This is a genomic window from Nonomuraea sp. NPDC005983 (assembly GCF_040614375.1).
Classification (GTDB): domain Bacteria; phylum Actinomycetota; class Actinomycetes; order Streptosporangiales; family Streptosporangiaceae; genus Nonomuraea.
The window spans coordinates 1-13,720 of sequence record NZ_JBEXUP010000020.1 but is presented as its reverse complement, the minus strand read 5'-3'; the positions used below and the strand labels follow the sequence as shown (position 1 = coordinate 13,720).

Below are 13,720 nucleotides of genomic sequence, written 5' to 3'. Positions count from 1 at the left end.
CCGGCCTCCGGGCCGGCGAGGCTAGGGTTCCTTGCGGCCGCGTAGTTCGAAGTCGTCGAAGGTGGTCTTGAGCAGCGACTGGCCGTCCTTGGTCGTCCGCGCCCACAGCCCCATGTCGCCGTTGCCGATGCCGTTCTGGTCGTCCACCTGGTGGACCTGCTCGCCGTTCACCCACATCGTCAGCCGCACGGTGCCGCCGTTCTGCTCGCACGAGGCCGAGATGCGGGCCTTGCCGGACAGCCCCGACACCTCGACCGGCTGGGCCAGCGTGCCGCCGGCGCCCTTGAAGATGCGCCGGATGCGCGCCTTGCCGGTGGTGTCCAGCGCGAACTCGTAGTACGTGTCGTTGCCGACGCTGTGGCAGTAGACGCCGTACTCGCCGTACCCCTTCGCCTGTTCGACCTCGGCGGTGACGCTGATCAGCGAGGACGGGGGCAGCATCGGCGTGGGCGTGGCCGACGGGTCGGGCGTCGCGGTGGGCGTGGCGGTGAGGAACGGGATCGGCGCCTCGGCCCAGCGGTACTCGTCGCTCGTGTCCACGTCGAGGCCGTAGGTGCCGTCGGTCCGGTAGCCGTAGCTCGCGGCGTCTTCCGGGTCGTAGGTGCCGCTCCAGCCGCCGGAGGTCTGCGTGAAGTCCTCCTGGTAGAGGATCGGCAGGTCGGGCGGCCCGCCGGGCGCGAGCACCGCCCACGCCGCCACCCCGACGGCGACGACGGCCGCCGCCGCCACCGCGATCCCGGCCATGAGCCTGCCGCGGTTCGTCCTCCGCGGCGGCCGGGCCTGCGTGAACGGGGTCGTCGCCCGCTGCCAGGCGACCCCTGCCGTCTGGGCCGCCTGCTCGGGCCCGGCCGCGCGCCCGACGAGCTGGTCCAGCAGCTGCTGGGCGGTGGGACGGGTCGCCGGATCCTTGCGCAGCGCGCTCCCGACCAGCTCCCTCAGCCCCGGCTCGACCCGGTCGAGCGCGGGTTCGGTGTTGAGCACCTGGTAGACGATCGCCGGCAGCGTGTCGCCCCCGAACGGATGCCGCCCGCTGGCGGCGAAGGCGATCAGGCACCCCCACGAGAACACGTCGCACGCGGGCGAGACGGGCTCGCCGCGCAGCACCTCGGGGGCCATGTACCGGGGCGTGCCGACCAGTTCGCCGGTGCCGGTGACCCCGCCGAGCGTGTCGAGGGCCCGCGCGATGCCGAAGTCGATCACGCGGGGGCCGACGGGCGAGAGCAGCACGTTGGACGGTTTGAGGTCCCGGTGCACCACCCCGGCCCCGTGGATGGCGGTGAGCGCGGTGGCCACGCTGACGGCGAGCGCGTCCAGGCTGGATCCGGTGAGCGGCCCCGACCTCTGCACGGCCTGCTCCAGGTTCATCCCCGGCACATACTCGGTGACGACGTACAGCTGCTCGCCGTCGAGCGCCGCCTCGATCACCCCGGCCGTGCAGAACCTCCGCACCCGCTGGGCCGCCTCCGCCTCCCTGCGGAACCGCGTCCGGAACTGCTCGTGCTGGCTGAGCTCCGGGTTGATCACCTTGACGGCGACCCGCTGCCCGGACGGATCCTCGGCGAGGTGGACCGTGCCCATCCCGCCCCGCCCGAGGACGCTCAACAGCCGATAGCGCCCGATCTGGGGGGAATCACCGCTCACGGCGCGCTAGCTTACCGATTTCGCGTAGTTCGGGAAGGCCGGAGTGCGGGTCCACCACCAGAACGCGGCACCCGGCGGCGGTCGCGGCGGCGATGCCCGTCGGACTGTCCTCGATGGCGACGCAGCGTTCCGGGAGGACCGCCAGGCGCCGGGCGGCCTCCAGGTACGGGTCCGGGTGGGGCTTGCCGCGTGGCGTGTCCTCGGCGGTGACGATCTGGTCGAACCGGTGCCCCAGGCGGGGGAGGACGACGTCGGCGATGGCCCGCGGGGAGGCGGTGACCAGGGCGGTGGGGACCGCCGCGGCCGCGAGCCCGCGCAGGAGGGGAAGGGCGCCGGGGATGAGATCGAACCCCGCGGCGACCCGCTGCGCGAAGCCGTCGGTGAGCCGGGCGGCCACCGCGTCGGCCCGCAAGACAAGCAGGCGAGCGGCGTCGGCTCGGGCAGGGTGCGGGCTGGCGGCGTCGGCTTGGGCGGGGTCGGTTTGGGCGGGGTGCGGGCGGGCGGCCGCGCTCCCGGCCCGAACGGCGAGCAGGTGGGCGGCCACGTCCTCGACGGTGCGGCCGAGGACGTGGGGGACGTCGTCGGGCCCCAGCGACAGGCCGAGCGAGGCCGCCACCGCCGCCGTCGCCTGCCACCAGAGCGTCTCGGTGTCGACCAGGGTGCCGTCCAGGTCGAACAGGACGGCCTGCGGCGTGTCAGACGGCATCGGCCGCAGCGGGCGAAGGGGCGGGCGAAGGGGACGCGGCCGTGCGCGCCGCCACCAGCACCGGACGCTCCACCAGCCGCACGCTCACCCGGACGCCGGGCGCGAGCAGCCCCGCCTCGTGGCCCGGCACGTCGGCGAGGACCTCGCCGCCCGCCAGGGCCACCCGGAGGCGGACGGAGGCGCCGCGGAAGGACGCCACCCGCACCTCGCCCTCGCCCGAGCCGTCGGGAGAGACCCGGACGGCCTCCGGACGCACCAGGACGTCCACCTCGGCCCCGGCGGGCACCGGCCCGTCGACGGGCAGGAGCTGCCCCAGCACCGACACCTGGTCGCCCGTCACCCGGCCGGCCAGGTGGTTCATGGTGCCGACGAACTCGGCGACGAAGGGCGTGGCGGGCCGGTCGTACACCTCGGCGGGCGGTCCGGCCTGCTCCAGCCGCCCGTCGCGCAGGACGGCGACCCGGTCGGCGATCGACAGGGCCTCCTCCTGGTCGTGGGTGACGAAGACGGTGGTGATGCCGAGGTCGAGCTGGAGCCGCCGGATCTCCTCCCTGAGCGTCACCCTGACCTTGGCGTCCAGGGCCGACAGCGGCTCGTCGAGCAGGAGCACGCGCGGTTCGAGGGCGAGCGCGCGGGCCAGCGCGACCCGCTGCTGCTGCCCGCCGGACAGCTGGTGCGGGTAGCGGTCGGCGTGCGCGGGCAGCCCGACCAGGTCGAGCAGCTCGGCGGCCCTGGCCCGCCTGGCCGCCACGGGCACCTTGCGGACCCGCAGCCCGAAGGCGACGTTGTCGCGGGCGTCGAGGTTGGGGAAGAGCGAGTAGGACTGGAAGACCATGCCCGCGTCGCGCTTGTTGGCGGGAACGTCCGTGATGTCCTCGCCGTCGATCAGGACCGCGCCGGAGTCGGGCCGCTCGAACCCGGCCACGCAGCGCAGGGCCGTCGTCTTGCCGCACCCGGACGGCCCGAGCAGCGCGACGAACTCGCCCGGTTCGACGGTCAGGTCGAAGCCGTCGAGCGCGACCGTCCTGCCGTACGTCCGCCGGAGCCCCCGGAACTCCACGCGTGCCGTCATTTCCGCTCCTTACCGAACACGCTGGACACCGCGAGCAGCAGCAACCAGATGAGCAACAGACTGAGGATCGAGACCGCGACGGACAGCTGCCCCTTGGACCCGGAGATCGTCACGATCCACACCGCGAACGGCTGGTACCCCAGCAGCCTGGCCACGGTGAACTCGCCGAGCACCAGCGCGAGCGTCAGGAAGGACGCGCTGGCCAGCGCCGTCCGCAGGTTCGGGATGATCACCCGGAACAGCACGTGCGGCCAGGAGGCGCCCAGGTTGCGCGCCGCCTCGACGAGCGTGCGGACGTCCATCGTGCGCAGCCCCGCGTCGAGCGAGCGGTAGACGAACGGCAGCACCAGCACGACGTAGGCCAGCACCAGCACGACGGGGAAGGCCGGGTTCTGCGCCGCGATCAGTGTCGCCCAGAACGGGGTGGGGGCCAGCAGGTCGGTGCCGGTGCGCAGGGAGGTGGTGAGCCCGGCGACGAACGTGATCGGCGGCACGACCAGCGGTAGCGTGCAGAGCACCTCCATCACCGGGCGCAGCCGTGGCGCGCTGAGCCGCACGGCCAGCATCGCGGGCAGCGTCAGCACCAGCACCAGCACGATCGTGGCGGCCGCCAGCGACAGCGAGAGCGCCAGGCTGCCGAGGAAGCCCTCGGCCGTGAGCAGCTCACCGTAGGCGGAGAAGGACACGCCCGCGGTGGGCGTGTAGATCGTGTACCAGAGCGAAGCGCCCAGCGGCACCAGGAAGTACGCCGCGGCCAGCAGGAACACCACTCCGCGCCAGATCCGCGGCCGGGTGGGCGGCCTGCGGGCGGCGGCGGCGACCGGCTCCAGGCCGGTCAGTGCAGCCATCGGGAGCTCCTCTTCTGCAACGGCAGGTAGATCGCCATGACCAGCCCGGCCACGACCACCATGTCCAGGCTGAGCGCCAGCGCGATGTTCTCGTAGCCGATCAGCACGTCACCGGTGAGCGCGCTGGCGATCTTCAACGTGATCAGCGGCACCACCGTGCCGACCATGGCGTTGGCCGTCGCGAAGCCCGCGAACGCGCTGCCGAACAGCAGCACCACGCCGCCCAGCATGGCCGGGGTGAGCACGGGCAGCGCGACGAAACGCCAGTACTGCCAGGACGTCGCGCCGTTGTTGGCCGCCGCCTCCCGCCACTGGGGGCGCAGGCCGTCCAGCGCGGGGGCCATGACCAGCACCATCAGCGGGATCGAGAAGTACAGGTAGACGATCACCAGGCCCCAGAACGTGTACAGCGCGCCCGACGGCAGCCCGACCAGGCCGCTGATCACGCCCGAGTTGCCGAGCGTGGCGATCCAGAAGAAGGCCAGCGGCACGCCGCCGAAGTTCGCGAGCACGCCGGACGCCGTCAGGACCGCCTCGCGCAGCGCGGTGAAGCGCGAGGTCACGACCGCCTGGGCGAGGACGGTGCCGAGCACGGCGCCGAGCAGCGCGACCACCGCGGACAGCCGGACGCTGCCGCCCAGCGCGGTGAGGTAGCCGCCCCGCAGGCTCTGGCCGACGGCGTCCAGGCTCGGCCTGCCCTGGACGGTGAACGCCCCCGCCACCAGCGCGATGGCGGGGATACCGAAGACGGCGGCGAAGAAGACCAGCAAGGGCAGCGCGCCCAGCCACCCCTTGGAGCGGGTCATCCCGAGATCGCGGCGTCCCAGCCGCTGGCGAGCTTGGCCTTGGCCGCGTCGACCTGCTCGGGCGTGGGGAACGTGGGCGTGCCCTCCACCTTGGGCAGGGCGTCGGCCGCGGCCTTGTCGATCGTGCCGTCGGCGGTCATCGACGGCATGAGGACCGGCCTGGCGAAGCCCTTCAGGTACAGGTTCTGGCCTTCGGCGCTGTAGAGGTACTCCTGCCACAGGCGCGCCGCCGCCGGGTGCGGGGCGTCCTTGTTGACGGCCTGCGCGTACAGCTGGAAGTACGTGCCGTCACTGGGGACGTTGACCTTCCAGTCGATGCCCTTGGCCGACATCTCGGGGGCGTAGGCGGCGTTGTTGTAGTCCCAGTCGATGCTGATCTGGGTCTCGCCCTTCTCGATGGTCGCCGGGGTGGTCTCGACCGGGTTGTAGTTGCCCGCGGCCTTCAGCTTCTTGAAGAACTCGATGCCCGGCTGGATGTCGTCGAAGGAGCCGCCGTTCGCGATGGACGCCGCGTACACGCCGGCGAACGCCGAGCCGGACTTGGTCGGGTTGCCGTTCATCGCGACCTTGCCCTTGTACTCGGGCTTGAGCAGGTCGGCGAAGGTCGCCGGGCAGGTCTGGATCTTCTTGGCGTCGCAGCCGATCGACACGTAGCCGCCGTAGTCGTTGGTCCAGAGCCCGGTGGGCTCCTTCTGGCCCTCGGGGATCTTGTCGAACGCCTGCACCTTGTACGGGGCGAACAGCCCCTCCTTGGCACCGCTGATCGCGAACGACTGGCCGAGGTCGAGCACGTCAGGGGCGCGGTCCTGGCCCTTGCGGGTCTTCACCGCGTTGATCTCGTCGGCGCTGGCGGCGTCGGGGTCCTCGCTCTCGACCTTGATGCCGTACTTGGCCTCGAAGGACTTGATGATCTCGCCGTAGTTGGCCCAGTCGGGCGGCAGCGCGATGACGTGGAGGTTCCCCTCCTTCTTGGCGGCCTCGACGAGCTTGTCGAGCCCGCCGAGGTCGGCGGCCGAGGTGGCGGTGCGCGCATTCACCCCGCCTGCCGAGCTCTGTGCCTGCTGGGCGCCCGGTGCGGCACCACACGCCGCGGTGACGGTAAGTGCTGCGAGGACGCCTGCCACGCGCACGCGAGGTGTGAACACGTTGCCTCCACTCTCCTGATCGCATGTATATGAGAACTTGTACGAACAAGCCAGCGCCAGTAAGTCGTATCGACATTGCATTTCGGTGAACAGAAAGGGTCACGGATGGTTGCTCGCTATGAACGGATCGCCGATGAGCTGCGCGACGAGATCCTCGCCGGTGTCCACGAGGTCGGCTCGCAGCTGCCCAGCGAGGCGGAGCTGGCCGCGCGCCACGCGGCCGCCCGCGGCACGGTGCGTCAGGCGCTGGCGGTGCTCGTCGCCGAGGGGCTGATCGGCTCGCGGCAGGGCGCCAGGAGCATCGTGCTGGGACGCGCGCGCAGCCAGAGCTTCGCCGAGCTGCACAGCTTCGCCCAGTGGGCGCGGGCCAACGGCTACCGCTTCGGCGGCCAGGTGCTCGCCCAGCGCCGCAGGCGCGCCACCGCCGCCGAGTCGGCCAGGCTCGGCACCGAGGAGGTGCTGGACGTGCTGCGGGTCCGCTCGCTGGAGGACGAGCCGGTGCTGGTCGAGCGGACCGCCTACGCGAGCTGGATGACCGAGGCCGTGGAGGCGCTGCCGCCCGACTGCGAGTCGGTCACCGAGGCGCTGTACGACTCGGTCGGGCTGGTGTTCGCCTACGGCGAGCACCTGATCGACGCGGTCGCCGCGGGCGCGCGGGACGCCCGTCTGCTGGGGGTCCGGCGGGGCAGCCCCCTGCTGCGCCAGCGCCGCATCACCACGACCCACGAGGGCAGGCCCGTGGAGTGCTCGGACGACCGCTACCGGGCGGGCAGTGTCGCGTTCAGCGTGCGCAACTCGATCGGCGCGAACCCGTTGATCCGGCAGGCGGGCGACTTGCGCTCACGGCCGTAAGAACATATGTTCGAGATAGCAGCACCCGCCTTCCCCCGGGTGGCTCAACAGAAGAACCAGAGCCGCGGGGAGAAGCATTTTGAGCAGACTCTATGGCGATCCGATAGAGGTGTGGACCAGAGACGGGCAGCCGACCCAGTTCGTCTGGCGCGACCGCCTCTACCTCGTTCACCGCGTCCTCGACCACTGGGTGGTGGCGCGGGAGTGGTGGAAGCTGCACGAGGCGGATCCGGGCGAGCGTAAGTTCTGGCGGGTCGAGGCCGGCCCCGGCCGTGACTCGGGGGCGTACGAGCTGCGGTTCGACACCGCCAGCAACGGCTGGCTGCTCCTGAGGGCGTGGGACTGATGGCCCAGCCGTTCCCGCACCTGAACGTGAGCTCCGCCTACTCGATGCGGTACGGCACCGCCTTCCCGCAGGCCCTGGCGCGGCGGGCGGCCGACGACGGGATGGACATCCTCGCCCTGACCGACCGCGACGGTCTCTACGGCGCGGTCAAGCACGCCCAGGCCTGCGCCGACGCCGGCATCGCCCCGGTGCTCGGCGTGAACCTGGCGCTCGACGACGCGCTGGTGACCGGCCTGGGCGGCGCCCGGTCCGGCTCCCATCGCGCCCGTCCGAGAACCGGGCCCGAGGCAGAAGACCGCGTCACCGTGCTCGCCCGCTCGGGCGGCTGGTCCCGGCTGACCCGCCTGGTCACGGCCGCGCACCACGCGGGGGAGCGGGGCGAGCCCCGGGTGACCCGCGAGCTGGTCGGCGCCTGGGCCGCGCCCGACGAGCTGGTGGTGCTGCTCGGCCCCAGGTCCGATGTCGGGCGGGCGGTGGCGGCCAGGCGCGACGAGCTGGCCGCGGCGCTGCTCGGCCAGTGGCGGGCCATGGTCCCGGGCGTGGTGATCGAGCTGGTCGACCAGTACGGGCAGCACGACGCCGCCACGGCCGTCCGCATGCTGGCGCTGGCCGAGTCCACGGGGGTGCCCGCTGTGCTGACCAACGCCGTCCGCTATCTCGACCCCGCCGACCACCAGGTCGGCGACGTGCTCGACGCGGCCCGCCGGCTCGTCCCGCTGCACCCGCGCCGCCTGGAGCGGAGGACCTCGCACGGCTACCTCAAGAGCACCAAGGAGATGTGGCAGGTGGCCGCCAAGATCTGCGGCTCCGACCAGGCCCGGATCGCGGATCTCCTGCGCACCACGCGCCTCGTCGCGGAGGCGTGTGTGATCGACCCGGTGGAGCTGCTCGCGCTGCGCGCCGCGCCGCCGAACCTGCTGCTGCCCGAGATCGGCCGCGACCCGGTGCCGCTGCTGCGCCACCGCGTCGAGGACGGGCTGATCGCCCGCGGCCTGCACCGCTCGCGCGAGGCCCGAGACCGGCTCGGGGCCGAGCTGGACATCATCGAGCAGAAGCGGCTGTCCGGGTACTTCATCGCCGTGGCCGGCATCACCGACATGATCAGGGGGATGGGCATCCGCTGCGCCATCCGCGGCTCGGGAGCGGGCAGCCTGGTCAACTACCTGATCGGCATCGGCGAGGTGAGCCCGCTCGAACACGGCCTGCTCATGGAGCGCTTCCTGTCCGAGGGCCGCATCGGGCTGCCGGACATCGACGTGGACGTGGAGTCCGCCCGCAGGCTCGACTGCTACAAGGCGATCTTCGACAGGTACGGCGAGGCCAGGGTGGCCTGCGTCTCGATGATGGAGACCTACCGGGCCCGCAGCGCCATCCGCGACGTCGCCGGCGCGATGGGGCTGCCGCCGCACGAGATCGACGCGATCGCCAAGGCGTTCCCGCACATCAGGGCTGAGCAGATCACCGCGTCGCTGCACGACCTGCCGGAGCTGCGCGACAGCCGCCTCGGCGAGGCGGGGCTCGACCAGGTGTTCCGGCTGGCGGAGAAGCTCGACGGGCTGCCCAGGCACATCGCCCTGCACCCGTGCGGGGTGCTGGTCGGCAACGCGGAGCTGCGCGACCGCACCCCGGTGGAGCGCAGCCTGCTGGAGTTCCCGATGTCGCAGTTCGACAAGGACGACGTCGAGGAGGCGGGCCTGCTCAAGCTGGACGTGCTGGGCGTGCGGATGCAGTCGGCGATGGCCTACACGCTGAGCGAGATCGAACGGGTTGACGACGTCGTGGTGAAGCTGGACGTCCAGCGCGGCTCGGAGCCGGGCGTCCAGTACGTCCCGCACGACGACCCCGACACCTACGACATGATCTGCGCCGGCCGCACCCTCGGCTGCTTCCAGATCGAGTCGCCCGGTCAGCGCGAGCTCGTCGCCAAGCTGGAGCCGCGCACGATGCACGACCTGATCGTGGACATCTCGCTGTTCAGGCCGGGGCCCGTCAACTCGGACATGGTCACGCCGTACCTGGAGGCCAGGCACGGGTGGCGGCGGCCGTACTACCCGCACGAGAGGCTGCGCGAGGCGCTGAAGGAGACGCACGGCGTGGTGGTGTTCCACGAGCAGGTCCTCAAGATCGTGGACGTGATGACAGGCAGGGGCCTGTCGTTCGCCGAGGCGCTGCGCCGCACGCTCGACACGGCGGAGGGGCGGGAGAAGGTACGCAGGACGTTCGTGCCGCTGGCCAGGTCGAAGGGGTTCGACGACACGGCCGTGGAACGGGCGTGGAAGGTACTCGACGCGTTCGGCGCGTTCGGGTTCTGCAAGGCGCACGCGGCGGCGTTCGCGCTGCCCACGTACCAGTCGGCGTGGCTCAAGCGGCACCACGCGGCGGCGTTCTTCGCCGGGGTGCTCACGCACGAGCCCGGCATGTACCCGCAACGCGTGATCATCGACGAGGCCAGGCAGTGCGGGGTCGAGATCCTGCCGCTCGACGTGAACAGGTCGGGCAAGGACTGGCAGGTGGAACGCCTCGGGCCGCGCGACGACCAGGCGTTGCGGCTCCGGGTGCGTCCGGCCGACCTGGGCGACGACCTGCCGCGGCGGCTCAAGGCCTTCAGGGCCGAGGAGATCGGCAGGGGGTACGCGCTGCGCGTGCCGTTCTCCGCGGTCAAGGGGGTGAGCGAGGCCGAGGTGGAGCGCATGGTGGCGGGCCGGCCGTACACCTCGCTCGCCGACTTCTGGGACCGCGCCAGGCCCTCCCGCCCGGTCGTCGAGCGGATCGTCCAGGTCGGCGGGCTCGACGCGCTGCACGACCTGCACCCCGGCGGCGGCTCCCGCTGGCGGCCGGGCCGGCTGACGCGCCGCGACCTGGTCGCCCAGGTCGGCGCCCTCCAGCGGGGCTCCACGATCGGCGTCAAGCAGGGGTCGCGCAGCAGCAGGCACTACACGCCCCCCTCCGCCGCCCGCCCCGACGCCGTGGCGGGCGGCCCGCCGGCCGTCCAGCTCCCGCTGGGCTTCACCGAGCACCTCCCGCCGGGCGAGCTGCCCGAGATGACCGAGACCGAGATGGTGGAGGCCGAGCTGGAGATCCTCGGCATCGACATCAGCCGCCACATCATCAGCTTCCACGAGGAGCTGCTCGACGCGATCGGAGTGGTACGTTCCAGAGACCTTCTTGACCAGCGCAACGGCGCCGAGGTGCTGGTCGCGGGCGTGAAGGTGGCCACTCAGACCCCGGCGGTCCGCTCGGGGCAGCGGGTCATCTTCACCACCCTCGACGACTCGACGGGCCCGATCGACCTGACGTTCTTCGAGTCGGTGCAGGGCAGGTGCGCCGCGACGGTGTTCGGATCGTGGCTCCTGCTGGCCAGGGGCGTGGTCAGGCGGACGGGCACCCGGGCGGTGTCGATGCGCGCCGTCGACTGCTGGAACCTGGTCGACCTCGACTCCCTCTGGCGCTCCGAGGGCATCGAGGCGGTCAGGGCGGTCCTCAACCAGCCCCTGGACGACCGCGGTGGCGTCGGTGGCAGGAGGATCGAGTACGCCAACGGCTTCAGGCTCTCCCCCTACTCCGACCTCGGCCCCGCCATCACCACCCCGCCACGCAGGCTCTGGCACGCCAGCCAGGGCAGTTCCGGCCCCACCGCGGCGTGACCCCCGCCCGGAGGGGCGGGAGCCAGGCGACGGCGGTCAGCCGGTGCGGCCGATCGGGGCGGAGTCGGGCGACGGCGGCGTGATCGGCGGCGCGATCGTGGGGGCGACCGTAGGTGTGATCGTGGGGGCGACCGTTGGGGCGATGGTGCGCGCGCCGGCCGCGGCCGACGCGCTCTCCAGCGCGGGCACCGGGTCGGCCTGCGACCGCTGGATGCGGGTGATCTGCCTGACGGTGGCCGCGCACAGCAGGGCGGCCAGGGCCGTGGCGCCCAGTTCCCAGCCGCCCACGCCCGTCAGGTCGCCCGCCGAGGAGTCCATCGGGACCCGGATGGTGACCAGCGCCAGCGCGCCGAGCCAGCTCAGCCACCACGCCCCGAGCAGCGCCAGCCAGCGGGTGCGGCGGTCGAGCGGCGGATGGGCGCCGCGCCAGACGTCGTCCACCAGCACCATCGGCGCCAGCAGGTTGACCCCGGGGATCAGCCAGGCGGCGGCCACCGGGCCCGTTGGCGCGGAGCGGTCGTTGGCCTGCCTGGCACGCACCAGCCAGGTGACGTACGCGGCGGCGGCGGCGACCGCGGTGCCGGCGACCAGCATCATCAGCACGGCGAACACGGTCACGGCGCCGACGACCGCTTCGGCGTCGGCCCCGTGCGGGCGCCCGCCGAACGCGGCGAGCTGGGCCGCGAGGCGACGCCCGCGGGTCTGTTCGAAGATCACAAGGGCGCCCAGGGAGAGGACCTGTGCGACGAGGGTCACGTAGACGGCAGAGGCGGCTTTGGTAGGCGGCTGGGCATAGCGCACGTTGTTCTCCCCCCGGGCCATGCGCTGAGGTTCTGATTCTCTTCTATCCCGCCGACCACATTGTTAATCAGCCCACCACGCCGGATTCCCACGCCCAAGCTGCGATTTCGACTCGATTTCTGACGCCGAGCTTCGCCTGGATGCTCCCAAGATGGGTCTTCACCGTCGACAGCGAGACGAACAGCTCGCCGGCCACCTCCTGGTTGGTGCGCCCCCTGGCCACCAGCCGGACGACGTCCAGCTCCCGGTCGGTCAGCGGGTCCTTCAACGGGGCGGGGCCGCGCCGGGGCCGGGCCAGGTGCTGCAGCAGCCGCACGGTCACCGACGGCGACACCAGCGACTCGCCCCCGGCCGCCGCCCTGACCGCCTCGATCAGCAACGTGGGCCCGCTGTCCTTGAGCAGGAAGCCGGTGGCCCCCGCGCGGAGCGCGCCGTAGACGTACTCGTCGAGGTCGAAGGTGGTGACGATGACCACGCGCATCGGGTTCTCCACGCCCGGCCCGGCCAGCAGGCGGGTCACCTCCAGGCCGTCGAGCTTGGGCATCCGGATGTCGAGCAGGCACACGTCCGGCCGCAGCCGCCTGGCCTCCGACACCGCCTGTGCGCCGTCGGAGACGGCGGCCACCACGTCGAACTCCGGCTGGGCGTCCAGAATCATCTTGAATCCGGCGCGGACGAGTTCCTGGTCGTCGGCGATGAGCACGCTAATAGTCACGGCGACAACTCTAGGATCAGCCGTTCGGCCGAGGGCGCCCGGTCGGACGGCCGATCCTGCGAACCCCCCTTCCACGCCAGGCTCGTGCCCATGAACGAGGTGCTTGTTGGACGAACCCTGGCCAAGAGGTTCGGGCAGACCGTCGCCCTGGGCGGCGTGGACATAGCGGTGCAGGCCGCGGAGGCCGTGGCGATCATGGGGCCGAGCGGCTCGGGGAAGTCGACCCTGCTGCACTGCCTGGCCGGCATCATGAAGCCGGACTCGGGCGAGGTGCACCTGCTCGGCCAGCGCATCGACGCGATGCGCGAGCGGGAGCGCAGCGCGCTGCGCCGCACCCGCTTCGGCTTCGTCTTCCAGTTCGGGCAGCTCCTGCCCGAACTGCCCGCCGAGGAGAACGTGGCGCTGCCGCTCATGCTGGGCGGCGTCCCCAGGGCCCAGGCGGTCCTGCAGGCACGCGACTGGTTCGGGCCGCTCGGCCTGCAGGGCATGGAGGCCAGGCGGCCCGGCGAGCTGTCCGGAGGCCAGGCCCAGCGGGTCGCCATCGCCAGGGCGCTGGTGAGCAAGCCCGCGGTGGTCTTCGCCGACGAGCCGACCGGCGCGCTCGACCAGAACACCGGCCAGGAGACGATGCGGCTGCTGGTGGAGGCCACCAAGCACAACGGCGCGTCCCTGATCGTGGTGACCCACGACACGAACGTGGCGGCCTGGTGCGACCGCACGGTCGAGGTCCGCGACGGCCGGCTCCTCGCGGGCGGGGTGCGGGCATGAACCGGCGAGCACGAGCCTTGGTGGTGCGGGCATGAACCTCGCTCTGACCTGGCGGCTGCTCAAGGGCGGTGGCCGGAGCGGCATGCTCAGTACCTGGCTCACGCTGGGCGCCGTGGCCGTGTCCACGGCGCTGCTGCTGTTCGCCGTCGCGGCGAACTTCGCCTTCGCGGCCAGGGCCGAGAGGGGCGCCTGGCGCAACCCGGTCGCGGCCACGGGCAAGCCGGTGGCGATCGAGGCCGCGCGCCTCGACTATGTGCGCGACAAGCAGATCACCGTCGTCGACCTGGCGGCGCTCGACCCGGGGGCGCCCGTCCCGCCCGGCATGGCCCACTTCCCCGCGCCGGGCGAGACCTGGCTCTCGCCGGCCCTGGCCGAG

The 13,720-nt window shown here is 72.4% G+C and carries 12 protein-coding genes and 1 pseudogene; 5 read left to right on the top strand and 8 right to left on the bottom strand.

Going from position 1 to position 13,720, the window contains the following annotated elements; genetic code table 11:
• Positions 1-21: 21 nt before the first annotated feature.
• Genes ABZ297_RS12250 through ABZ297_RS12225 form a run of 6 tightly spaced genes read right to left on the bottom strand, consistent with a single transcriptional unit; the run spans position 22 to position 6,218 of the window.
• Positions 22-1,641 carry a serine/threonine-protein kinase gene (locus tag ABZ297_RS12250; protein WP_355343604.1) on the bottom strand — a complete coding sequence of 540 codons (1,620 nt, stop codon included), beginning with the start codon at positions 1,639-1,641 and terminating at the stop codon, positions 22-24.
• The gene (locus tag ABZ297_RS12245) at positions 1,631-2,347 is read right to left on the bottom strand and encodes an HAD family phosphatase (RefSeq protein ID WP_355343601.1); all 717 of its coding nucleotides are present in this window, start codon (positions 2,345-2,347) and stop codon (positions 1,631-1,633) included. Before ABZ297_RS12245 ends, ABZ297_RS12250 begins: the two co-directional genes overlap by 11 nt.
• Complete coding sequence (locus ABZ297_RS12240; protein WP_355343598.1) at positions 2,337-3,419, bottom strand: ABC transporter ATP-binding protein; 1,083 nt, start codon at positions 3,417-3,419, stop codon at positions 2,337-2,339. The genes ABZ297_RS12245 and ABZ297_RS12240 overlap by 11 nt, the downstream gene beginning before the upstream one ends.
• Positions 3,416-4,267, bottom strand: coding sequence for an ABC transporter permease subunit (locus ABZ297_RS12235; protein ID WP_355343595.1), 852 nt, complete (start codon positions 4,265-4,267; stop codon positions 3,416-3,418). Before ABZ297_RS12235 ends, ABZ297_RS12240 begins: the two co-directional genes overlap by 4 nt.
• Positions 4,255-5,073: an ABC transporter permease subunit gene (locus ABZ297_RS12230; RefSeq protein ID WP_355343592.1), complete on the bottom strand. Its 819-nt coding sequence runs from the start codon at positions 5,071-5,073 to the stop codon at positions 4,255-4,257. The genes ABZ297_RS12235 and ABZ297_RS12230 overlap by 13 nt, the downstream gene beginning before the upstream one ends.
• Positions 5,070-6,218 (bottom strand): ABC transporter substrate-binding protein, encoded by a 1,149-nt coding sequence (locus ABZ297_RS12225; RefSeq protein WP_355343589.1) that lies wholly within the window; start codon positions 6,216-6,218, stop codon positions 5,070-5,072. The genes ABZ297_RS12230 and ABZ297_RS12225 overlap by 4 nt, the downstream gene beginning before the upstream one ends.
• Before the next feature lie 105 nt (positions 6,219-6,323).
• Here ABZ297_RS12225 and ABZ297_RS12220 point away from each other — a divergent pair, with 105 nt between their 5' ends.
• The 3 genes from ABZ297_RS12220 to dnaE all read left to right on the top strand — a co-directional run bounded on the left by ABZ297_RS12220 (position 6,324) and on the right by dnaE (position 11,060).
• Complete coding sequence (locus ABZ297_RS12220; RefSeq protein WP_355343586.1) at positions 6,324-7,070, top strand: GntR family transcriptional regulator; 747 nt, start codon at positions 6,324-6,326, stop codon at positions 7,068-7,070.
• A 79-nt stretch (positions 7,071-7,149) separates the two neighbouring features.
• The gene (locus ABZ297_RS12215; RefSeq protein WP_355343583.1) at positions 7,150-7,416 is read left to right on the top strand and encodes a DUF6504 family protein; all 267 of its coding nucleotides are present in this window, start codon (positions 7,150-7,152) and stop codon (positions 7,414-7,416) included.
• Positions 7,416-11,060: a DNA polymerase III subunit alpha gene (gene dnaE / locus ABZ297_RS12210; protein WP_355343580.1), complete on the top strand. Its 3,645-nt coding sequence runs from the start codon at positions 7,416-7,418 to the stop codon at positions 11,058-11,060. Before ABZ297_RS12215 ends, dnaE begins: the two co-directional genes overlap by 1 nt.
• Before the next feature lie 36 nt (positions 11,061-11,096).
• Here dnaE and ABZ297_RS12205 read toward each other — a convergent pair whose 3' ends face one another.
• Positions 11,097-11,882, bottom strand: a complete 786-nt coding sequence (locus ABZ297_RS12205) for a DUF4328 domain-containing protein (RefSeq protein ID WP_355343577.1) — start codon at positions 11,880-11,882, stop codon at positions 11,097-11,099.
• Positions 11,883-11,928: 46 nt separating this feature from the next.
• Entirely contained in the window at positions 11,929-12,576 is a 648-nt protein-coding gene (locus ABZ297_RS12200; protein WP_355343574.1) for a response regulator transcription factor, read from the bottom strand.
• 90 nt (positions 12,577-12,666) lie between these two features.
• Between ABZ297_RS12200 and ABZ297_RS12195 the strand changes: the two genes are divergently transcribed.
• Together ABZ297_RS12195 and ABZ297_RS12190 are read left to right on the top strand one after the other, a co-directional pair.
• Positions 12,667-13,344, top strand: coding sequence for an ABC transporter ATP-binding protein (locus ABZ297_RS12195; RefSeq protein WP_355343571.1), 678 nt, complete (start codon positions 12,667-12,669; stop codon positions 13,342-13,344).
• A gap of 31 nt (positions 13,345-13,375) precedes the next feature.
• A pseudogene (locus tag ABZ297_RS12190) lies at positions 13,376-13,720 on the top strand (ABC transporter permease); the annotation flags it as partial.

Bases quoted from the DNA above. Each gene is read 5' to 3' on its own strand.
- ABZ297_RS12235 (WP_355343595.1), bottom strand. From the start codon at position 4,267: ATGGCTGCACTGACCGGCCTGGAGCCGGTCGCCGCCGCCGCCCGCAGG.
- ABZ297_RS12245 (WP_355343601.1), bottom strand. From the start codon at position 2,347: ATGCCGTCTGACACGCCGCAGGCCGTCCTGTTCGACCTGGACGGCACC.
- ABZ297_RS12230 (WP_355343592.1), bottom strand. From the start codon at position 5,073: ATGACCCGCTCCAAGGGGTGGCTGGGCGCGCTGCCCTTGCTGGTCTTC.
- ABZ297_RS12205 (WP_355343577.1), bottom strand. From the start codon at position 11,882: ATGGCCCGGGGGGAGAACAACGTGCGCTATGCCCAGCCGCCTACCAAA.
- ABZ297_RS12240 (WP_355343598.1), bottom strand. From the start codon at position 3,419: ATGACGGCACGCGTGGAGTTCCGGGGGCTCCGGCGGACGTACGGCAGG.
- ABZ297_RS12195 (WP_355343571.1), top strand. From the start codon at position 12,667: ATGAACGAGGTGCTTGTTGGACGAACCCTGGCCAAGAGGTTCGGGCAG.
- dnaE (WP_355343580.1), top strand. From the start codon at position 7,416: ATGGCCCAGCCGTTCCCGCACCTGAACGTGAGCTCCGCCTACTCGATG.
- ABZ297_RS12220 (WP_355343586.1), top strand. From the start codon at position 6,324: ATGGTTGCTCGCTATGAACGGATCGCCGATGAGCTGCGCGACGAGATC.